Annotated in this window: 13 protein-coding genes and 1 pseudogene; 6 read left to right on the top strand and 8 right to left on the bottom strand. The window is 70.3% G+C overall.

Going from position 1 to position 20,922, the window contains the following annotated elements:
- Window positions 1-761 precede the first annotated feature (761 nt).
- From ACFHYO_RS06190 to ACFHYO_RS06180, 3 genes are read right to left on the bottom strand one after another with little or no spacing between them, the layout of a single operon-like run.
- On the bottom strand, window positions 762-2,303 hold the full coding sequence (locus ACFHYO_RS06190) for a DHA2 family efflux MFS transporter permease subunit (protein WP_394319106.1): 1,542 nt from the start codon (window positions 2,301-2,303) through the stop codon (window positions 762-764).
- Window positions 2,300-3,499 carry an HlyD family secretion protein gene (locus tag ACFHYO_RS06185; protein ID WP_394319104.1) on the bottom strand — a complete coding sequence of 400 codons (1,200 nt, stop codon included), beginning with the start codon at window positions 3,497-3,499 and terminating at the stop codon, window positions 2,300-2,302. The genes ACFHYO_RS06190 and ACFHYO_RS06185 overlap by 4 nt, the downstream gene beginning before the upstream one ends.
- On the bottom strand, window positions 3,496-3,978 hold the full coding sequence (locus ACFHYO_RS06180; RefSeq protein ID WP_394319102.1) for a MarR family winged helix-turn-helix transcriptional regulator: 483 nt from the start codon (window positions 3,976-3,978) through the stop codon (window positions 3,496-3,498). Before ACFHYO_RS06180 ends, ACFHYO_RS06185 begins: the two co-directional genes overlap by 4 nt.
- Window positions 3,979-4,155: 177 nt before the next feature.
- On the opposite strand from ACFHYO_RS06180, the gene ACFHYO_RS06175 reads away from it, so the two are divergent.
- The gene (locus ACFHYO_RS06175) at window positions 4,156-5,847 is read left to right on the top strand and encodes an FAD/NAD(P)-binding protein (protein ID WP_394319100.1); all 1,692 of its coding nucleotides are present in this window, start codon (window positions 4,156-4,158) and stop codon (window positions 5,845-5,847) included.
- Between the two features lie 352 nt (window positions 5,848-6,199).
- Here the strand turns inward: ACFHYO_RS06175 and ACFHYO_RS06170 are convergent, their stop codons facing one another.
- The gene (locus tag ACFHYO_RS06170; protein WP_394319098.1) at window positions 6,200-6,751 is read right to left on the bottom strand and encodes an SMI1/KNR4 family protein; all 552 of its coding nucleotides are present in this window, start codon (window positions 6,749-6,751) and stop codon (window positions 6,200-6,202) included.
- Window positions 6,752-6,850: 99 nt separating this feature from the next.
- Complete coding sequence (locus tag ACFHYO_RS06165) at window positions 6,851-7,408, bottom strand: hypothetical protein (RefSeq protein WP_394319096.1); 558 nt, start codon at window positions 7,406-7,408, stop codon at window positions 6,851-6,853.
- 539 nt (window positions 7,409-7,947) lie between these two features.
- On the opposite strand from ACFHYO_RS06165, the gene ACFHYO_RS06160 reads away from it, so the two are divergent.
- The 4 genes from ACFHYO_RS06160 (at window position 7,948) to modC (ending at window position 11,001) form a co-directional block, all read left to right on the top strand.
- Entirely contained in the window at window positions 7,948-8,337 is a 390-nt protein-coding gene (locus tag ACFHYO_RS06160; protein ID WP_394319094.1) for a hypothetical protein, read from the top strand.
- 97 nt (window positions 8,338-8,434) lie between these two features.
- Window positions 8,435-9,196: a molybdate ABC transporter substrate-binding protein gene (gene modA / locus ACFHYO_RS06155; RefSeq protein WP_394319092.1), complete on the top strand. Its 762-nt coding sequence runs from the start codon at window positions 8,435-8,437 to the stop codon at window positions 9,194-9,196.
- 9 nt (window positions 9,197-9,205) lie between these two features.
- Window positions 9,206-9,916 (top strand): molybdate ABC transporter permease subunit, encoded by a 711-nt coding sequence (modB, locus tag ACFHYO_RS06150; RefSeq protein ID WP_394319090.1) that lies wholly within the window; start codon window positions 9,206-9,208, stop codon window positions 9,914-9,916.
- Entirely contained in the window at window positions 9,913-11,001 is a 1,089-nt protein-coding gene (gene modC, locus ACFHYO_RS06145; protein ID WP_394319088.1) for a molybdenum ABC transporter ATP-binding protein, read from the top strand. Before modB ends, modC begins: the two co-directional genes overlap by 4 nt.
- Window positions 11,002-11,022: 21 nt before the next feature.
- On the opposite strand, the pseudogene ACFHYO_RS06140 reads toward modC, so the two are convergent.
- Together ACFHYO_RS06140 and ACFHYO_RS06135 are read right to left on the bottom strand one after the other, a co-directional pair.
- Window positions 11,023-11,643: pseudogene (locus tag ACFHYO_RS06140) on the bottom strand (AMP-binding enzyme); the annotation flags it as partial.
- 171 nt (window positions 11,644-11,814) lie between these two features.
- On the bottom strand, window positions 11,815-14,361 hold the full coding sequence (locus ACFHYO_RS06135; protein WP_394319086.1) for a Hint domain-containing protein: 2,547 nt from the start codon (window positions 14,359-14,361) through the stop codon (window positions 11,815-11,817).
- A 372-nt stretch (window positions 14,362-14,733) separates the two neighbouring features.
- Here ACFHYO_RS06135 and ACFHYO_RS06130 point away from each other — a divergent pair, with 372 nt between their 5' ends.
- On the top strand, window positions 14,734-16,215 hold the full coding sequence (locus ACFHYO_RS06130; protein WP_394319084.1) for a glycosyltransferase family protein: 1,482 nt from the start codon (window positions 14,734-14,736) through the stop codon (window positions 16,213-16,215).
- A gap of 103 nt (window positions 16,216-16,318) precedes the next feature.
- Here ACFHYO_RS06130 and ACFHYO_RS06125 read toward each other — a convergent pair whose 3' ends face one another.
- A complete protein-coding gene (locus ACFHYO_RS06125) occupies window positions 16,319-20,821 on the bottom strand; it encodes a glycosyltransferase family protein (protein WP_394319082.1) in 4,503 nt (1,500 codons plus the stop codon).
- Window positions 20,822-20,922: the final 101 nt, after the last annotated feature.

The following is a 20,922-nucleotide window of genomic DNA, read 5'->3' as shown; positions in this document are numbered from 1 at the left end:
CACGGACAAGGTGATTGTGAGGGGAATAGCGGTGGGTTTCGCGTCATGCGGTCAGAGGGGTTGCGGCCAACCCGCGCAATCCTGCGCGCGACGGCAGACGGCCAGCCCATTCGCCGGCTCACAAAGCCGACGCACGCGCCCGCTCGCCGCGTCAGACCGGCCCGCGCGGCCGCTGGAACAGCCGCGGGTCGCGCGGGACGGCCCGCCCCCGAACCCGCGAGCGCAGGGCATCCCCCGCCGCCGCCGCCGCAAGCGCCGCTTTCTCTGCCCGCCCGGTGCCGGCGCGGCTGGTCATCCCCTCCGGGCCGCCGGCGAAAGCCAAGGCCGATACCCTGCGGTCGCCGCGCAGGGGAGGTATGATCTCATGGGAGGTATGATATGTAGTCAGCGGATTTCCTTGACCGACGGGCCTTCGAGCAGTCAGGAAAGCGCATCGCGGAACGGGAAGGGCGGCTTACCGGTCCCAACCCGCAGTCGGTCCAGCATAGTCAACTGGGCGGCTAACAGCGTTCCACCACCCGATCGGGCAGGCAGTAGAATCAGGACAGCACGGGTGGCCGTGCAGGGGGCAGCTGCGGAAGAGCATCTGGCGTCGCTGGTCACCGACAACCTGCGCGCGCTGGACGGGAGAGACCTTATGCCGCGGTCGGTCTAGGGCGCAGGTGGCTCACGGCGGAAACGTACGATCCTCGCCGGCATCGAGACGTCCCGTCTGCTGGCCCTCACACCCGATTGCCCCCACTCACGGACCCGCGCCGCCCCTACTCCATATGATGCGCCGCAGGCCCGGCCGGCACCCCCGGTCGGCGCAGGATCAGCGTCAGCGGCAGCACGGCGAGGCACAGCCACATCATCACCACGAAGTCATCGAGATAGCTGATCATCAGCGCCTGCTGCGTCACCAGCCCGTCGAGCACGTTCCACGGCACGCCCCCCGGCAGCGCGTCCAGCACCGGCCACTGCCGCAGCAGCTCGGGCGAGGTGATGGTCAGCCCCGAGACGAGCTCGGTGTGGTTGACCTGGATGTTGCGCGTCAGCAGGAACCCCACGACCGAGATCCCGATCGACGAGCCGATGTTGCGCACCAGGCTGAACAGCGCCGTCGCGTCGGCCCGCAGGTCCACGGCCATGGTCGCAAAGGCGGTGGTCGACAGCGGCACGAAGACCAGCCCCATGCCGATCCCCTGCAGCACGCCCGAGATGACGAACGGGCGGCTGCCCATGACGGGCGAGAAGCCGGTCATCAGGTGCAGCGAATAGGCGGTGAGCGCGAGCCCCACCGCGATCAGCAGCCGCGGGTCGACGAACCGGACGAGCTGCCCGACAAGGACCATCGACAGCATCGTCCCCATCCCGCGCGGCGCCATGACCATGCCGGTGGTCATCACCGGATAGCCGTAGATCCGCGACAGCATCGGCGGCAGCAGCGCCATCGACGCCATCAGCACCATGCCGATCACGAAGATCATCACCAGCGCGGCGACGAAGTTGAAGTCGGCGAACATCCGCGGGTCGAGGAAGGGCCGCTCGGCCGTGGCGATGTGGATCGTCGCCACCCCGAAGCCGATGATCGCCAGCCCGAGCTCGATCCAGACCTCGGTCGAGGCGAACCAGTCCAGCTCCGCCCCGCGGTCCAGCATCATCTGCAGCGCGCCGACGCCGAGCGCGATGAAGGCGAAACCGAAGAGGTCGAAGTGCCGGCGCACCGCCGCCCGCTCGGGCAGGTTCGCGGCGCAGCCGAGGAACGCGATGATGCCGACCGGCAGGTTGATGAAGAACACCCAGCGCCAGTTGACGCTTTCGGTCAGCCAGCCGCCCAGGGTGGGGCCGATGATCGGGCCGACCATGATCCCCGCCCCCCACAGCGCCATCGCCTGGCCCTGCTTCTCGCGCGGGTTGATGTCCAGCATAAAGGTCTGCGCCAGCGGCACGATGGCCGCGCCGAAGACGCCCTGCAGCACGCGAAAGGCGACGATCGAGCCCAGCGACCAGCTGAGCCCGCAGGCGACCGAGGCCGCGACGAACCCCGCGACCGAGATCAGGAACAGCCGCTTCCGGCCCAGCCGGTCGGCCATCCACCCGGTCAGCGCCGTGACGATCGCCGCGGCCACGATATACGAGGTGAGCACCCAGTTGATCGTGTCCGCCGAGGCGCCGAGATCGGCCTGCATCGACGGCAGGGCCACGTTCGCGATCGTGGTGTCGAGCACCTGCATGATCGTGGCGAGCATGATCGACAGCGTGATCAGGGTCTTGTTGTGCACCTCGATCAGAGGTTTCGAGAGCGGTGCCGCGGCGCTCATCGACGGTGGTCGCCCACCCACCCGGTCACACCCGCCTCAGCCGCCGAGGCGCGCAGCCGCAGCTGCTCGAGCCCGGTCTGCCGGCCCGTGTCCACGGTGACCGACGCGCTCATCCCCGAGCGCAGCGCCGACAGGTCCTGCCCCTCGGCCAGCAGCAGCCGCACCGGCACCCGCTGGGTCACCTTGACCCAGTTGCCGGTCGCGTTCTGCGCCGGCAGCAGCGAGAACTCGGCCCCCGTCCCGGCGCCCACGTCGGCGACGGTCGCGGCGAACGTGCGGTCGGGATAGGCGTCGAAGGTGATCTCGGCCGACTGGCCCGGCACGATCCCCTCGAGCTGGGTTTCCTTGAAGTTGGCGTCCACCCACACGTCGCGGGTGGCGATCAGGGAAAAGACCGGGGTGCCGGCGGCGACGAACTGGCCCTGGCGGAACGACGCCGCCTGGGTCAGCACGCCGTCGGCCGGGGCGTGAACCTCGGTCTGGGTCAGGGTATAGGCCGCCTTTTCGCGCGCCGCGACGGCCTGGCGGACCAGCGGATGGTCATCGTCGGGCGCGGCGGGGTCGCCCCCCAGCGCGGCGGCGGCGGCCCGGACCTCGACCTCGGCGGCGGCGAGGCCCTGGCGGGCCTGCTCGTGCCGGTTCGTCACCTCGTCCAGCATCGCGGTGGTGGCCACGCCCTTCTTCGTCAACTGCGCCTGCCGGTCGGATTCCGTCTCGGCAAAGTCGAGGTTCGACTGCGCCAGCTCGCGCCGGGTCAGCGCCGCGGCATGGGCCGCCTTGAGCTGCTGGACCTGCACCCGGGCGGCCGCGACCGCCGCATCGGCCTGCGCCAGCGCGATCCGGTAGGGTTCGGCGTCCACCCGGAACAGCAGGTCACCCGCCGCGACGTGGCGGTTCTCGGCCGCCTCGGAGGCCACCACCCGGCCGGCCAGGTCGGACGCGATCAGGATGCGCGCCTGGTGGAGGTTGGCGTTCTCGGTCTCCTGATAGCGCCCGCCGCTCAGCCAGACGTAGCCGCCGCCGAGGATCAGCGCGACCGGCAGCGACAGCATCAGCAGCCGGCGGCGGATCGAGCGGCCGCCCCGGGCCGGGGGCACCACGGTCGGGCGCCGCGCCGGGGGGGCGTCCGGGGCGGGCTCACGCGGTTCGGGCTCACGCGGGTTGGGGGCGTGGTCGCGGGACGCTGGGGCGGTCATCGGTCTGGCTTTCCGGTGGGGGGCATGGGGTCCGCGGGGCTCTCGGCCGCGCGGCAGAGGTTCGCGTTCAGCCGCCGCAGCATGGCGAACAGGTCCGCGCGTTCCTGCGGGCTGAAATCGGCGAGGGCGAGGTCGGCCGTGGCCTCGGCGACGTTGCCGAGGCTGGCCAGCGACGCCGTCGCGCGCGGCGTGGGGTGGACGATGTGGGCCCTGCGGTCGTCGGGATCGGCCGTGCGCTCGACCCAGCCGGACTGCACCATCCGGTCGACGAGGCGCGACACGCTGATCGGCTCGACCCCCAGCGCCTCGGCCAGCCGCACCTGCCGCATCGGCCCCTGCTTGAGCAGCACGACGAGCAGCCGCCATTGGCTGGACGACAACGCCCGGTCCCGCGTCCGCTCCTCGATCGAGCGGCTGAGGGCCCGGCTCGTGACGTGCAGCAGGCCGGCAAGGCTGGTGGGAAGGGGCGAGAGGGACATCGCTCGTTAATAGTAATCATGCTTATAGTAAGCAAGTGCCTTGTCTGCCATGAGGCCCCTCACGCCCACCCCCCACCGTGGCGACGTGACGCAGGCTAACATTTGCCGCCCAAGGCGTCCGTTGGCCGCCCCGGCGCGTTCACCGCTCCTGAGCAGAGACGATGAAAGGCGCGTCGGATGATCAACATCGCCCTCGTGGGCACCGGCCCGACCGGCGTTTACGCCTTCAAGGCGCTGGCCACGGTCCGCAGCGCCGAGGCCGTCACCATCTGGCTGTTCGAGAAGGGCGCGGACGCGGGCGTGGGGATGCCGTACTCGGACGACACCGCCAGCGCGGTGATGCTGGCCAACATCGCCAGCATCGAGATCCCGCCGGTCACCCGCAGCTATCTCGACTGGCTGCGCGCCCAGACCCACGCGCTGCTGCGCAGTCACGGGATCGACCCGCACGACATCGACGACCGCGACTTCACCCCGCGCCTCATGCTGGGGCGCTATTACCGCGACGAGTTCAACGAGCTGGTCCATCAGGCCGAGGCGCTCGGCCACAAGGTCGAGCTGCGCGAGCGCACCGAGGTCACCGACATCCGCCCCCGCGCCGACGGGCGCTTGCAGATCGTCACCGACCGGGGCGAGGTCGAGGATCCCTTCGACAAGGTGATCCTCGCCACCGGCCACGTGTTTCCCGACGACGACGAGACCCGGCGCTATTTCCCGAGCCCGTGGTCGGGTCTGCTCGATGCGCATATCCCGGCTTGCCGGGTCGGCATCCTCGGCACCTCGCTCAGCGCCATCGACGCGACGATGGCGATCGCCACCCAGCACGGCCGCTTCGTGCAGGGCCGCGGCGAGGCGCTGCGCTTCGAGCCGAGCGACCCGGACGCCAACCCCGCCCTGTCGATTACGATGATGTCACGGGCCGGGCTCCTGCCCGAGGCGGACTTCTACTGCCCGATCCCCTATGAGCCACTCAGGGTCATGACCCCCGCCGCGCTCGCGGGGCTGGCGGGCAGCGACCACCTGCTCGACGCGGCGTTCGACCTGTTCCGGGCCGAGCTGGAACTGGCCGACCCGGCCTACGCCGCGGCGCTGGACCTCAGGAACGCCACCGTGGACGACTTTGCCGCACGGTATTTCCGCGCCCGCAAGCAGAGCGAGCCCTTCGACTGGGCCCGCCGCAACCTCGCCGAGGCCGAGGCCAACCACGACGCCCGCCGCACGGTCCCGTGGCGCTATGCGATCCTGCGGATGCACGAGCCCGTCGAGGGGCTGGTCGAGCAGATGTCCGACGCCGACCGCACCCGGTTCGAGGCCTCGCTGAAGCCCGTCTTCGTCGACAACTATGCCGCCGTCCCGCCGGAATCGATCCGCCGGCTTCTCGCGCTGCACGACGCGGGGCTCTTGTCGATCCGCGCGATCGGCAGCGACTGGACGATGCAGCAGTCGGACGAGGGCACGACGCTCGACACCGCCGCCGGCCCGCTGACGTTCGAGGTGTTCGTCGACGCCCGCGGCCAGAAGCCGCTCGAGGCCGACGACCTGCCCTTCCCCACGCTGCGCGCCTCCCTGCTGGCCGCCGGCGTCGACGTTCTGGACGTGGACGAGGACTACCGCCTGCTCGGCGCGCCGGCCTATGACGCGCGGGTCTACATGGGGGCGATCCCGTACCTCATGCACGACCGGCCCTTCGTGCAGGGGATCACCGCCGCCTGCGACATCGGCACCCGCATCGGCGGCGCTGTCCTGCGTGAGGCGATCGAGACCTCCCGACGCCGCCGCGGCCGCATCTGGTGGGAGGATTTCCGCCCCCGTCTGCCGCGGTCGCTGGCGCGGCTCGCGGACCCGGTGCCGGACGTGGCGGCGGGGTGAGTTGGGGCGGCTCGCGGTGGAAGCGGTGAGCGGTGAGCGGTGAGCGGTGAGCGGTGAGCGGTGAGCGGTGAGCGGTGAGCGGTGAGCGGTGAGCGGTGAGCGGTGAGCGGTGAGCGGTGAGCGGTGAGCGGTGAGCGGTGGTTGCTCGCTGACCTTGGGAAAGCAAGAGGTGTGTGCGTCTCGGCCGTGAGCCGCCGCCTAACTCGTAAGTGGATTTGATCGACCGAGCCGCCCGAGTTGGTCCTCGCGCCACTCTGCCACTGTCGTCGGCGAGCCCGCCCGCCAGCGCCTGACCCCAACACCGGCCCTGTTAGGGCGCACATCGTCAGGCGTCACCCGCCCCCCCCCCGCTTCACTCGGACCCCAGCGGCTCCATCGTCAGCGGCACCTCGTCCCACACATCCGCGGGGAACGCCGCCGGGCGGATGGTCCCGGTCACAATCCCCGTCAGCAGCGCCCCGAAGCCGGTCCCCTCGAACACCTCGGGCGTCCCGTCCTCCTCGCCCCAGACGGCGGCGGGCCAAGCCTCGGGGTCGCGGCCCGTCACCATCCAGCCCAGGAAGTCGCCGTTGTCCGTCAGGCCCCAGGCGAGGAAACCACCCGCCTCGGGGAACACCGGCGCGGTGTAAGTTCGGGGGTGATGGGCCTTGAGGGTGCCCAGGGCATAGGTGACGTAGCGGGCCTTCTCCACCAACTCGACGACCCGGTTGGGGTGGCCGGGGGAGAGCGTATAGAAGAACGCGCCGATCTGCGCCGGACCCCAGTCCGACAGGAACTGCTTGTAGTCCGCAGGCAGGGTGACCCCCAGCGCCGCCTCGGCCGCGGCCCAATCCGCAGCCGACGGCGCGGCGGCAAGGTGCGCGGGTGGCGGCAGGGCGCTGCGAAGTTCGGCCGACCAGTCCATGACCCTTACTCCTCTTGGCCGTTGCGGTTGTGGATGCGCCCGCGCGACCGCCCCGAGGGGGGGCGCATGGGACGGGACGGGGGTCAGCCGGTCCGGCGCTCAGTCGGCGGACCGCTCGGACGCGGGCGCCTCTTTCGTCAGCGGCAGCTCGTCCCATACATCGGCGGGGAACGCCGCCGGGCGGATCGAGCCGGTCACGATCCCCGCCAGCAGCGCCCCGAAGCCGGTGCCCTCGAACACCTCGGGCGCACCGTCCTCCTCGCCCCAGACGGCCGTGGGCCAGGCCTCGGGGTCGGTGCCCGTCACCATCCAGCCCAGATAGTCGGCGTTGTCCGTCCACCCCCAGGCCAGGAACCCGCCCGCCTCGGGGAACACCGGCGCGGTGCAGCGCTGCGGATGGTGCGCCTTGAGCGTCGAGAGCGCCTCCGTCACCCCCCGCGCCTTCTCGACCAGCCCGTTCCGGCCCGGCACCGGGGCGAACACATGGAAGAACTGCCCGACATAGGCCGGCCCCCACGCCTCGGCAAAGGCCACGTAATCGCGCGGCAACCCGACCTTCAGCGCGGCCTCGGCCGCCGACCGCTCCGCCGCACCCGGCAGTTCGCGGACCTCGGCGGGGGGCGGAGCGATCTCGCGCAGCGTGTCCAGCCAATCCATCGGATTACTCCTGTGCGTTGCGGTTGTGGATGGTGATGCCGAGGCTCAGCCCTTCCGACCCCTCGGCCTGCAGGACTACGGCGGTGGGGTGAGCTGGTGTCGAGCTGAGACTGATCCCCTGATAGACCGCGACTATGTCGGCTGTGCGACAGCTCGGCGGTGGGCAGCGCGCCCCGATTTTCTGGCGAATACCTGCCGATGGCACAGGGTGTCACGCAACGGCGATGATCCTGACACAGAACGTTTACGCGCGGCCCCGAGCGTACTCATCCAGCACGCGCCGGAGGAAGTGACCGGCGGCAACGCCCGGGTGATGCCACGCCCGAGCCCGCGACGGAGACCTGCCCATGCTCGACGGACTCGGCGACGGCTGCGGTTTGATGCGCCCGCCCCCTGCGAGCCGACCAAGCCGTGTCCGGCGAGCCTCTCGCCCGCGGCGATCCTCGCGCCGCATCCGGGCGAAGACCGCACCGGGTCGATCTTACTGTAACCGATGACGCGGCCGCTCAGCGGCCCACAGACAGGGAGGCTTGAAAAACATGAAATCCCTCGCAATCGCCGCCAGCCTGCTGGCGCTAAGCCTTCAGAGCGCCGGCGCGTTGAGCCCCACCCACCTGACCGAGACGCCCGCCGCGGGCACCGCGACGACCTTCGACCGCGCGGCCTGGGTGGCCGTCGCGGGCAAGGCCGACCAGTCCGAGCCGCGCTTCGCGCTGATCGAGGCCGCCATCGCCGAGATCCCGCCCGGCACCCCCCGCGACAAAGTGCGCGCCCGGCTGGGCGAACCGGACCAGAGCTTCCCCGATTCGTGGGCCTACATGGCCGGCCCGCTGCTGTTCGGCGGCGAATACACCGCGGTGCTGGTGCGCTTCGACGCCGAGGGCCGGGTGCGCGACGCGCGCAAGGTCAGCTCCAAGACATGGAACTGAGCCGCCAGACCCCCTCGCTATATCCCGACGAAAATAACGGTTGCCCCGTCCCCGCCGTCGGTTATGTTCTCACAGACATAACCACCGGAGGCTCCCGATGACCCGCCGCTCCCTGCTTCTCGCGCTGCCGCTCGGCGTGGCGCTGGCATTGCCCGCCGCCGCCGCGGAGGTCGTGGTCTTCGCCGCCGCCTCGATGAAGACCGCGCTCGACCCGATCGCGGCCGAGTTCCAGGCCGCCACGGGCAACACGGTCACGGTCAGCTATGCCGGCTCGAACACGCTCGCCAAGCAGATCATCGAAGGCGCGCCGGCGGATATCTTCATCTCGGCCTCGACCCAGTGGATGGACGCGGTCGAGACGGCGGGCGAGGTCGCGGACGGCACCCGCGCCGACCTGCTGGGCAATACGCTCGTGCTGGTCGCCCAGGACCCGGCGGCGGCCAAGGTCGAGCTGAGCGACGCGACCGACCTGCCCGCGCTGCTCAACGGCGGCAAGCTGGCCATGGCGCTGGTCGATTCCGTCCCCGCCGGGCAATACGGCAAGGAAGCGCTGACCAGCCTCAAGCTGTGGGACAAGGTGGAGGGCTCGGTCGCGCAGGCCGACAACGTCCGCGCCGCGCTGGCGCTCGTGTCGACCGGCGAGGCGCCCTACGGCATCGTCTACGCCACCGACGCCGCCGCAGATCCGGCGGTCCATGTCGTCGGCACCTTCCCGGCCGGGACCCACACGCCGATCACCTACCCCGCCGCGCTGCTCAAGACCGCCGCCGACCCCGCCGACCGCGCCTTCTATGAGGCGCTGTCGGGCGAGGCGGCGCGCAAGGTCTTTGCCGCGCAGGGCTTCACGCTTCCGAACTGAGGCGGCGCGGTGACGGACTGGCTCGGCCCCGCCGAATGGGACGCGCTGCGGCTGTCGCTGCGCGTCTCGGTCGTCGCTGTGCTGGCGAGCCTGCCGCTGGCGCTGCTGGCGGCGCACGCGCTCGCGCGCTGGCGGTTTCCGGGGCACGGGCTTCTGAACGGCCTCGTGCACCTGCCGCTGGTGCTGCCGCCGGTGGTCACGGGCTACCTGCTGCTTCTGACCTTCGGGCGGCGGGGGTGGATCGGCAGCCACCTCGACCAGTGGTTCGGGATCGTCTTCGCCTTCCGCTGGACCGGCGCGGCGCTCGCCGCGGCGATCATGGCGTTTCCGCTGATGGTCCGCGCCATGCGGCTGTCGATCGAGGCGGTGGATCCGCGGCTGGAACAGGCGGCGGGCTCGCTCGGGGCGGCGCGGCCGTGGGTGTGGCTGACGGTGACCCTGCCGCTGATCCTGCCCGGCGTGATCGCCGGCGCGATCCTCGGGTTTGCGAAGGCGATGGGCGAGTTCGGGGCGACGATCACCTTCGTCTCGAACATCCCCGGCCAGACCCAGACCCTGCCCTCGGCAATCTACAGCTTCCTGCAGGTGCCGGGGGGCGAGGCGTCCGCCGCGCGGCTGGTCATCGTCTCGGTCGCGGTCGCCATGGGGGCGCTGGTCGCCAGCGAGTGGCTGGCGCGCCGCGTCGCGCGCCGGGTGACGGGGCGCGAGGCCGGGCGATGATCGAGATCGCCCTGCGCCATGAGTTCGGCGGTTTCGCGCTGGACCTCGGCTTCACCGCCCCGGCGGGTGTGACGGCGCTTTACGGACCGTCGGGGTCGGGCAAGTCCACGGTGCTGAACGCGGTCGCAGGGCTGCTGCGCCCGCAGACGGGGCGCATCGTGGTGGACGGCGCGGTGCTGACCGACACCGCGCGGGGGGTGTTCATCCCCCCGCATCGCCGCCGGCTGGGGATCGTCTTTCAGGACGGGCGGCTGTTTCCGCACCTGACCGTCCGCCAGAACCTGCGCTATGGCCGCTGGTTCGCGCCGAAGGGCCCGCGCGCCGACGAGGGCGCCATCGTCGGGATGCTGGGCCTCGGCCCGCTGCTCGACCGCGCGCCCGCGACGCTCTCGGGGGGCGAGCGGCAGCGGGTGGCCATCGGCCGGGCGCTGATGTCCGAGCCGCGGCTGATCCTCGCCGACGAGCCGCTGTCGGCGCTGGACGAGGACCGCAAGGCCGAGATCCTGCCCTATCTCGAGCGGCTGCGTGATGAGCTGGCGGTGCCGATGCTCTACGTGAGCCACGCCCCCGCCGAGGTGGCGCGGATCGCCACCACCGTGGTGCGGCTCGACGCGGGCCGGGTGACCGCCGTGGGGCCGGCGGCCGAGGTGCTGTCGGACCCCGCCGTGGCCGGGCCGGGGCGCGGGGCGGGGGCGCTGATCGCGGCGCGGGTCGTGGCCCAGCACGACGACGGGATCACCGAGCTGGACGCGGGCGGGCTGGCGCTGTTCCTGCCGACGCTCGCCGCCGCGCCGGGCGCCCGGCTGCGGCTCAGGATCGCCGCGGCCGACGTGATGCTGGCCCGCGGCCGCCCCGAGGGGCTCTCGGCCCTCAACATCCTGCCCGGCACGGTCGAGAGCCTGCGCGCGGACGGCCCGGCGGTGCTGGTCCGACTGAACACCGCCGCCGGGCCGATCCTGTCGCGCATCACCCGCCGCTCGGCCGCGCAGCTGGGCGTGGCGCCCGGCGCGGCGCTGACGGCGATCGTCAAGTCGCTGTCGCACGGCCCCGGCGACGTGGGCACACCCACCGCGGACCGGGCCTGACCCCGGCCGCGGCGCCGCGCCCTACCCCGCGGCCAGACCCAGCTCGTCGATCATCGCCTGCCGCATCACAAACTTCTGCGCCTTGCCGGTCACGGTCATCGGCAGCTCGTCCTTGAAGCGGATGTGGCGCGGCACCTTGTAGTGGGCCATGCGCTCGCGCGCGAAGCAGCGGATCTCGTCCTCGGACGTCTGGGCGCCGGGCTTGGGGACGATCCAGGCGCAGACCTCCTCGCCGTATTTCGGGTCGGGCACGCCGAACACCTGCACGAGCTGCACGGCGGGGTGCTGGAAGAGATACTCCTCGACCTCGCGCGGATAGATGTTCTCGCCGCCGCGGATCAGCATGTCCTTGACCCGTCCGACGATGTTGCAATAGCCCTCGTCGTCCAGCGTGGCGAGATCGCCGGTGTGCATCCAGCCATCGGCATCGACGGCGTCGGCGGTCTTCTCCGGCTCGCCCCAGTAGCCCTTCATCACCGAATAGCCGCGGGTGCAGAGCTCGCCCTTTTCGCCCACCGCGACGGTGTGGCCGGCCTCGTCCACCAGCTTGACCTCGAGATGCGGGTGGATGCGGCCGACGGTCGAGACGCGCTTTTCCAGCGGGTCGTCGGTATGGGACTGGAAGGACACCGGGCTCGTCTCACGTCGCCGCCTCGCTGTCCGAGTGGTCGCCCAAGGACTTCGCCGCCCGCATCGCCCCCCTCACCATCGAGGCGGCGCTGGCGATCCGGATGGGGGGGTGATGCTGGGGCGGCATCCGTCGCTGCCCCCCGGCCCAGGCCGTCAGGCCCGCAGCCGAGGGCACGTCACACCCTAACCCGCCCGCGCTTCGACCAGCGGCTTCCCGTTCTGCGCGTGCCGCACCGCCAGCTTGCGCGCCATCCGCCCCGAGGCGAGGGTGCGGTCGGCCGGCGGGGTGTAGTCGCGCGTGGCGAGCTCAGGGAACAGCGCCAGGATCTCGGCCCGGGCGGCCGGGCCGACCGACTTCAGCGCCTCTGGCCCGGTGTAGAGGCTCTCGGTCGCCGCCCCGTTCGAGAGTACCACCTCGTGGCGGTCAAACAGGATGTGGACGTATTCGACCGCCGCCAGATCCTCGGCGATGTCGATGCCGGCCAGCTGGCAGAGCTGTCTTGCCGCCACCAGCACCTCGTCGGTCCCGAACATCCGCTGCGCGATGCGCGAGCGGACCAGCACCCGGTGCTGCGGCGAGACGAGCAGATCGGCGCGCGGCGTCCCGGGCCCCAGCGCCCCGGCCCGGATGCGGATCGGCCGCAGCTTCTCGGCCGCCGCAAGCTCGGCCGCCGAGAGCCGCCGCGCGCCGACCCAGCGCACCGGCTGCAGCCCGTGGTCGAGCGTGCGGACCAGGTCGCCTTCGGCCAGCGTCTCGACGGCGCGGGGGCCGTCGGCCGTCTCGATCATCGTGCCGGCGGCAAAGCAGGGGATGCCGAGGGCGTTCAGCTCTTGCCAGCTGTCGAGCTGGCTCGGAAGAACGCCGCGCAGCTGCACGGCCGTCCCGTCAGGGAAGGTCAGGACCGAGCCGATGACCGTGCCGCCCGCGTCGCGCAGCGGCGTGATCGTCCCGGTCGCCCGCGCGCCGAGGAAATCGGCCACGTCCACGGGATTGCCGTCCCGGTCCACCATCCCGCTGACGTCGAGCTTGTCCTCGGAGGTGACGACGCCGGTGGGGCTGGTCACGGGGCCCGCGAACCCCGTCACCGTGTCGGTGCCGCCGTTGTTGCGGATCACCAGCGTGTCGGTGGCGCTGTCCCCCGCGCCGAGGTCGATCGCGTCGTTGCCCGCGCCGGCATCGACTCGGTCGGCCCCAGCCCCGGCCTGAATCGTGTCCGCGCCAGCCCCGCCCCGGATGGAGTCGGCGCCCGTTCCCGCCACGATCGTATCGTTCCCCGCCCCGCCGACGATGGTGTCGTCGCCGGCCCCGGTGTCGACGTTGATGCCGCCCGCCGTCACCGCCGCGGCGTTGATCGAGTCGTTCCCCGCCCCGGTGGTCACCCGCTCGATCTCGGAAAATCCGTAGCTCGCGCCGCCCCCGGCCAGCGTGCCGGCCTCGCTGCCGGCATAGTTGACGGTGACGCCCGAGGTGATCGCCGTCGCATCGATCCGGTCGACATCCGTCCCGCCCGCGGTCACGCCCTCGCCGCCGGTGATGGTGGCTGCGCCGGTGCCCGTCTGCACGGGATCGATGCGGAAGACGTCCGCATCGTTTTGACCCAGCGCCGTGTCGCCGCGGCCGACGACGATGTTGTCGGCGCCATCGCCGCCCTCGAGCCGGTCGTTTTCGTTCCCGCCGTCGAGCGAATCCGCCTCGCTGCCGCCGAACAGCGTGTCGGAGCCATCATCGCCCCTCAGCGTGTCCGACCCGGTGCCGCCGTAAATCGTGTCGGACCCCGCGCCGCCGAGCACGGTGTCATTGCCTGCCGCTGCCTCGATCCGGTCATCGCCGTCGCCGCCATCGAGCACATCGTTCCCTGACCCGCCGAACAGCACATCGTTGCCGGTCCCGCCGATCAGGGAGTCGTTCCCGGCGCCGCCGAAGAGCCTGTCGTCGCCCGCCCCGCCGTCGAGCGTGTCATTGGCGCCGTCGTCCACGCCATCCTGTCGGTAGCCATAGATGGTGTCATTGCCCTCACGGCCCCACACGACGTCGGCACCATCGCCTGCAAAGACGGTATCATTGCCGGCGCCCGCGCGGATGAAGTCGTCGTTGCCGCGCATCCCGGGCAGCAGCGCGTCGTTCCCATCGACCCTGTCACCCGAGCCGTCAGTGTAGCCCGCGCTGATGGAATCGGGACCCTCGGTCCCGTCGATGTAACCGTCCTTGAAATTGAGCGCCGAACGATTGGTCGACATGCCGGAATAGGCGCGGACGTCGTAGACTGCGGGATTCGGGATCCGAATACTGATGATCGGATAATCGTCCAGCCTGTCCTCATTCAGGAACACCCCCGTGGCGGTGGGCGGTGCCATGAACATCCGTCCGGAGGTGTCCTGAAACAGCCGGATCGATGCATCGAACGTTTCCGTCAGTCCATCGGGCCTGACCTGCGTCACCGAAGCCTGGACGAGTACCGCGGAATCAAGCGTGGTGGTGTAGACGGTGTCGCCAACGCGATAGCGGATCTGATCGGTCGTGGCACCGTGATCGAATCCGATCAGCCCGTCGTCATTCTGATCGGTCACGACGACGCGGGTGCTGTTGGCATAGAGGGGAGAGGTCGTCGACCCGAACACCCGCCCGTCGAGCACCGTCGCATGGTTTTCGGTCGTGGAGTTCGTCTCAGTGGGATCCATGTCGGGCAGGACGCCCAGGTTGATCATCGTGTACTGACTGACGGTCGGCATCGAATTCCTCTTGAGGCCCCGCCCCGTTGATCGGCACGGCCGGAAAGTTACAAACGCGGCCGCCTGCACCGGGACGAGAGGCCGGGATGAAATGCATCCGAACCGCCCTATACACCACGTGAGCTTTTGCGAACATCTTTCGCGCTGGGGTTGATTTTTTTTCCGCAGTGGTGGCGGGCCGGCCACCGCGGGTCGACGGTTGCGGCGTGAATCTGTTGAGCACTTGGACTACGCGATGAAGCGGCCGCCTCGGATCGTTCCCGCCCGGCACGTCGGCGTTGTGCACGGCTGGACAGGCCTGTACTTCCGTCTTCGGCTACGGTTCCTCCGGACACTTTCTGGCTCATGCCTGCTGCTCCGCTGATAATCCTCGTGCCAGGCATCGCCTGGCTGCCGGGCAGGCTACTGGGCGCGATGACGCGGACTGGGATCACGCCGCGCATGAATCCCTGCGCCAGAGCGCGTGATGGCGAAAGCGCCGTCGCCGCGCTGACCGAGGCCCTGCTCGCGTCTCCCGATGGGCGCGTGGCGGTTATCCTTCCCGGCCCCAGCCTCGATTTGCTGGGACCACACGCTCCCTGGCCGGAAGCGGCGCAGGACGCGCAGATCCTGCAGCTTGACTGGGTCGATCCGGTCCCGCCGGTCCTGTCGGCGCTGCGCGCGGAGGCGTGGTTCGCCGAGCCCGCTAAGGAGGGTCAGCCTCGGCGTATGCCGATCCCTGATGCGGCAGGTTTTCGCCCCGCCATCGATCCTGATCGCTTCACCCGAATGATCGGCAAGCTGCCGCTCTGGCGGGCGCAGATTGCGGCGGTCCTGCCCGCTGCGCCGCCGGTGCTGCTGGTCGACGACCCCGATCCGGCCATTTTGACGCGATTTGGCCTGCCGGGCTTCGCTCAGTCCCCGATCAGCGCACCCGACAATCTGGTCAGCAACCTGCCCGAGCTGACCCGCGCCTGCGCCGTTCTCGGTATCGGCAGCGCGGCGCTGGCATTGCCGCCCACCCCGGCCCTGCGATCTACGCGCGGACCCGATCTGCTCGCTATCACCACGGGACGCGATGTTGCCCCCTACCTGCCGGTGCTGGCGAGGCACATGCAGGATGAGGGCGTCAGCCTCATTTATATCGACCATGGCTCGAGCGACAGCAGTTTCGAGCTCGCCGGTGACCTGCTTGGCGCCGGCATTGCTGAGCGGCATCGGATGCCCGCCAGCCCGGATTTTTCCTTACGTGCGCAGCTGCGCGAAAAACAGCGGCACCTGGAACGGATCGACCCGCGCTGGGTGCTGCACCTGGACGCCGACGAAATCCCGACCCATCGCGACAGAGCCCGCGGGCTCATCGACCTGCTGTCCCAGGCGGAGGCGGGCGATCATAACGCTATCAATTTCGAAGGATTCGTCTTTCTGCCCGAGCGCGGCGTCGATTACGCGGGCCGCGATTATGTGGCGGTGATTCGACGCTATTACCATTTTGCTCCCCAGCCCTTCCGGCTGATCCGGCTGTGGCGTCATGGGGCTGGTCTCACCAATCTGAAAGGCGCCGGTCACCGGCTGGAGGGGCTGGTCTCGCTCTTGCCGGAAAGTCAGGATCTTTGCCATTATATCGCCCTGAGCGGTGAGGCGGTTGGGCGGAAATACCTGGGCCGGATCTTCGATCCCGAAGAGGTGGCGCAGAAATGGCATTCCAGCCGACTGCGACTGGATGCGCGGGCGCTGCTCCTTCCAGCACTGGGCGATGCCCGGCTCAACCTGTTGCCCTCGGATACGCAAGCACCGTTGTCGAGGCTGAACCCGATGCGGGAGCATTTCTGGATGTGGGAGGGAAGGGCCTCCGACACGGACCCGGCCGTGTGAGACGCCCTATTCCCGGATGGATGGGCGTGGGGATGAACAAAGTGCCACCGCCGACAACTTGCCGGCGCCATCGACCCCAGACGCAACCCTCACGAACCTCGCCTTAACCGGCAATCCCGTCCGCCTCGGACGGCGCAGTCATGGCGCGGTCCAGCAGGTCCCGGATCACACGCTCGATCTCGGCCGCGCGCGCGGCGAAGCCGTGCTCCTGGCCGACCTGGCGGGCAAAGGCATCACGTTCGACCTGAGCGGCGCTGCCCTCGTCCAGCAGCGACTGCACCGCCGCGGAGAGGCTGGCGGGATCGCGGTAGACGCGGACCATGTCCCCGAACAGCGCCTCGAGCCCCGGCACCTCGTCCGACACCAGCCGCCCGCCGCAGGCGAGCACGTCAAACACCCGGTTCGAGATGAAGCCATAGTCCCGCATCGTGTCCCAGTGATCGTTCAGCACGACCCCGGCGGCGCGGTATTCGTGGGCCAGCCGCGTGTTCGGGATGTTCTCGCCACGGATCATCCGGTCGGGGACCAGGCCCCGCCAGCGGGTACCGTAGATCGCGGGCTCGATCCCTGTGGCGATGGCATCGCGGATGACGCGCCGGAACTGGTTGCGCGAGTTGCCGACGAACAGAACCTGTTCCCGAAAGGCCGGATCGCGCGCGTCGGGATGAAAGCGGGCCGGGTCCGTGCACTGCAGCAGCGTCGAGACCCGGTCGCCGAGGTCGCGCCGAAGTTGCTGGCAGAACAGTTCGGAGGCGACGAAGACGTGATCATAGGATTTCAGCTCGGCCAGGCTCACCCGGTCGGGGTGCGAGATCACCCAGCAGAGCGAGATCTGATGCGGCAGCGGCGTGTAGGATGAGAGCCCCCGCAGGACCAGCACGATGTCGTCTCCGTTCGACTGCGGGTTCGTCCACTCGTCCAGCGGATCGATTCGCACGCGGAAGCCCAGCGGCTCGAGCGCTTGCCGCAAACTGTCGGCAAAGTGGAAGTCGCCCCACTCGGCCAGGGCGCCCCGGTTCGGCGCACCGATCTTGATGGCGATGCGTGGGGTGGCGCTGGCATGGCGCAGCGACGCCCACGCCTGCGCGGCGCGGCGTCGGTAGGTGTGGTCCTCAAGCACGATGGCGCGCAGTCGGGCCACAGTGTCGCGGCGCAGCGTCTCGTCGCCCAGATACCGGTGCAGCAGCGCCTCGAGCTCCTGCGGGCTGTCATAGGTGGGCAGCAGGTCGCCAAAGACGGCGCGGGCCCCCTCGGCGCCATTGGTCACCACGAGGGCGCCTGCCGCCAGTGCGTCGAAGACGCGGCTGTTGACGGACTGCATCTGCTTGGTGGCGTGGTTCGCGTCGTCGATCACGATGCGGGTGCTGGCATAAACGTCCGGCATCCGGTCATAGGGCAGCGAGCCCCGGCTGTAGGGCGCCATCGCCGGATCGTTCTCCCATCCCGTGCCGTAGAGAGCAAAGCGATAGGGCAGCGCGGCGGGGTCGAGGTTCTGCGAGATTTCCCGGCTCAGCCCCCAGAAGCTGCCGGTGAAGCAGTAATCGCATTCCAGTGCGGGGTCGCGTCGGCCCTGGGCGAACCGCTCGGCAGCAGTGGCGATCGGCATCAGGTCCACGCGGCGGCCAAGCAGTTGCTCGAGCCGCGCCTGCGCGTTCTTGGATGAGGCCCAGATCACGTCGAAGTCGCGGGTCCATGTCCGGGTGGCGAAGCGGTCGGCCCAGTTGCGGATCCACGCCACGCGCAGCATCGCCGGATTGCCGGACTTGGCCGTCAGCGGGTCGAAATCGTCCCGCATGGCGATCAGCACGTCCATGCCGTCAAGGTCGGCCAGTTCGGGCCCCTTGTGCTCGATGAAATGGCAATCGACCGGATGGCTGCGCGCCAGCTCGCGCGCCAACTCGAGCGCGGTGAAGAAGTCGCCCGCCATCGTGGCATGGTCGTTTTCCGTGACGACGAAGGCGACGCGCAGGCGGCGTCCGGACCAGAACCCGACCTTCTCGAACCGATCGGTGGCCAGCAGGCGGCGCACCCAGACGCCGAAGCGCTGGTCGAAGATGTCGCGGTTGCGCTGACGGATCGCGGCATAGTCACGGCTCATGCCGCTGCGACTGTAGGCGCGCAGGTGCAGCGCCCGCAGCTGGTTCAGCGCAACGATCCGCAGGCCGGCGCGGCGCAGTCGCAGGGTAAAGTCGATGTCTTCGTGGCCGTAGAAATAGTCCTCGGACAGCCCGCCCAGCCGCAGGTACTCGTCCCGGCGCACCGCCATGAAGGCGCCGGTGACCGAGGGCACCTCGATCGGGGTCGCGTCGAGGCCCAGCCACTCGCGCGACGGGCGGGTTTCGAAGGGGACGACCCCGGCCTTGCGCATGCCGCCGAGATCGATGTGAACGCCGAGGTGCTGGATCGGGCCGGGCTGCCCGGGCAGCTCGAGCGACGGGTCGGGCACGTCGTCCAGCAGCGCGGGCGACACCGCGCCGACCTGCGGATCATCGAGCGCGTCCACGATCCGGGGAATGATGTCCTCGCACAGACGCGCGTCGTTGTTGGCGAGGATGAGAATCTCGCCCGTGGCGTGCCGGGCCGCAAGGTTATTGGACTGCGAAAAGGAATAGTTGCCGTTGCGCGGCACCAAACGCACGTCCAGCCGATCCTGCCATGCGGCGCACACCTGGGCGCTGTCGTCGGCCGAAGCGTGGTCCACCACGATGAACTCGACATTCGCGTAGGTGTTGTGGCGCTCGAAGGACTGGAAGAAGCGCTCCAGCAGCCGCGCCCCGTTGCGATTGAGGATCAGGACCGAGACCTTGCGGATGCGGGGCCCGGGCGGCGCTGCCGGAACGAGGAACTGCGCCAACGGCTGGCTGGCCGTGTGGATGACATTGCGCTTGGTACCGGCGGCCGCCTGGATCTGGTGCTTGCCGGTCGCCCCCTCGGCACCGTCGCCGATTCGCGGCTGGACCCGCAGGAACCCCGGCACCTGACCCATCTGCGAAGGGGACAGCTCGAGCGCGAAGCCGTGCCCCCCGTGGGTACCGAACCGCTTGGCGAGATCGTGGCGGGTGCGGGTGGTGGGAACGGTTGCCAGCCACGCGTTGTCGAGGAAGACGTCAGCGTAACACACCGCCTCGGGATCATTCAGGCTCAGCATCCAGCCGTGCAGGACGTTGTCGGACAGCCGGTCGATGTGCCATTGGACAGGCGAGTCCCAGTTGGCGAAGCGCTCGGACGCCGCGGACTGCAGGGCGGCCAGCGTGCCGGCCTCGGCCCGGGGGGCGATGCGACGCATGGTGCCGACGGGCGAGATCACCGGCAGCCGGCCCGTGTCGGCCGGCTCGCCGGGCGCGCTGCGAAGGGCCGGCAGCGGTACGCTCATCTGGAACATGCCCACCGGCGCGTTCCCGATCTTCTTCAGCAGATGCGGGTCGGGCCGATCCGAGGCCGTCGTCCGGGCCAGCAGCGCGCCATCCGCCCGGCGCGCCTCGATCTCGACGGGGGTGGAGGGATCGCGTGTATCGATGCACCAGCCACGCAGCTCGAGACTGCCGTCGGCAAGCGTCAGCTGCTCGAGCCGGCCGATCAGCTCGTCCCCGACCCAGCTCCGCAGAGGGAAACCGGGCAGCCGGCGGCCATCCAGCGTGACGGCATCGACCGTCGCACCGATCCGCCCTGCAGGCGGCCGCGGCAGCAGAACGCGGTAGCCTGACGGCCTGCGCTGCTGGCCGGCTGAGTCGTCGGCGGCGGCTGGAATGTCCTCGATCCGCCGCGCCACGCCCTGCCAGACCGGGTCCCCGTCCATCGTGATCCGCACCTCGAGCGGTGCGGTGGTCCCCGCGGCCGTGTCCTCGACCCAGCCCCGCAACAGTCGTCGGTCCAGCAGCACGCCGCCACGCAGTGTGCCGTGCGCAACCGTCTCGGGCGGCCAGGCCGCGACTGGAACCGTCCAGCTCAGCGCCCGGCGCGCGCCTGCGTCCAGCAGACTGCCGTCCGGCAGCCGGACCCGCACCCGGTCGAGCGCGGCGCCCTCGGGCCAAGGCACGGCAAAAGCGAAGCCGCGGCCGGCTTCGCCCTTGCCGACCAGCGGCGGGGCGGCCTGCGGACGGGCGGCAAAGTCACGCCACACCTCGTCGCCCACCTCAAGGCTGACCTCGGGCCGGTTGCCCGGATGGGTGATGTCGGCGGCCCAGCCCTCGACCTGCAGCACGCCGTTCTCGGCCACCAGTCGCGTCACCTCGCCCACCAACTGGGGCGGCGAGATCTTGACGGGCGTCGCCGCCGCGGGGGCGGGCAACTCGACATCCCCGGCAAAGAGCCGCGGCCGGGCGCCGCCCAACCGGACGAGCGGCACGTGCAGGACGAACCCGGCCCACCCATCGCCGCGTTCGCGCCGCAGCAGGTCGCCCCGCCGATCGGTCGCCACGCCGCGTCCCACCACCTCGCCACCGGCGTAGAGGGTAATGACGACGGGGGTTGAAGGGTCCTGGGGGTGATAGGCCCATCCACGCACGACCAGGGTGTCTTGCCCGGCTTCGAACATCTGCTCCCACCGAGCCTCGACGGCGGCCGGCTTCGGCGATTGCAGGGGGGTGTCGCTGGCGTTGGGGCTCATCGGGCGCTCGGGCTGGAGGGTCAATCGGCGGATGGCCGCTTATAGGGCAGCGCCCGAGACGGGGGAACCTCTACGCAACGGCCCGTCACCCCTGTGCGCCT

The sequence above is a fragment of the Paracoccus panacisoli genome (genome assembly GCF_042435015.1).
Taxonomy (GTDB): Bacteria; Pseudomonadota; Alphaproteobacteria; order Rhodobacterales; family Rhodobacteraceae; genus Paracoccus; species Paracoccus panacisoli.
This window is presented reverse-complemented; position numbering and strand designations above follow the sequence as displayed.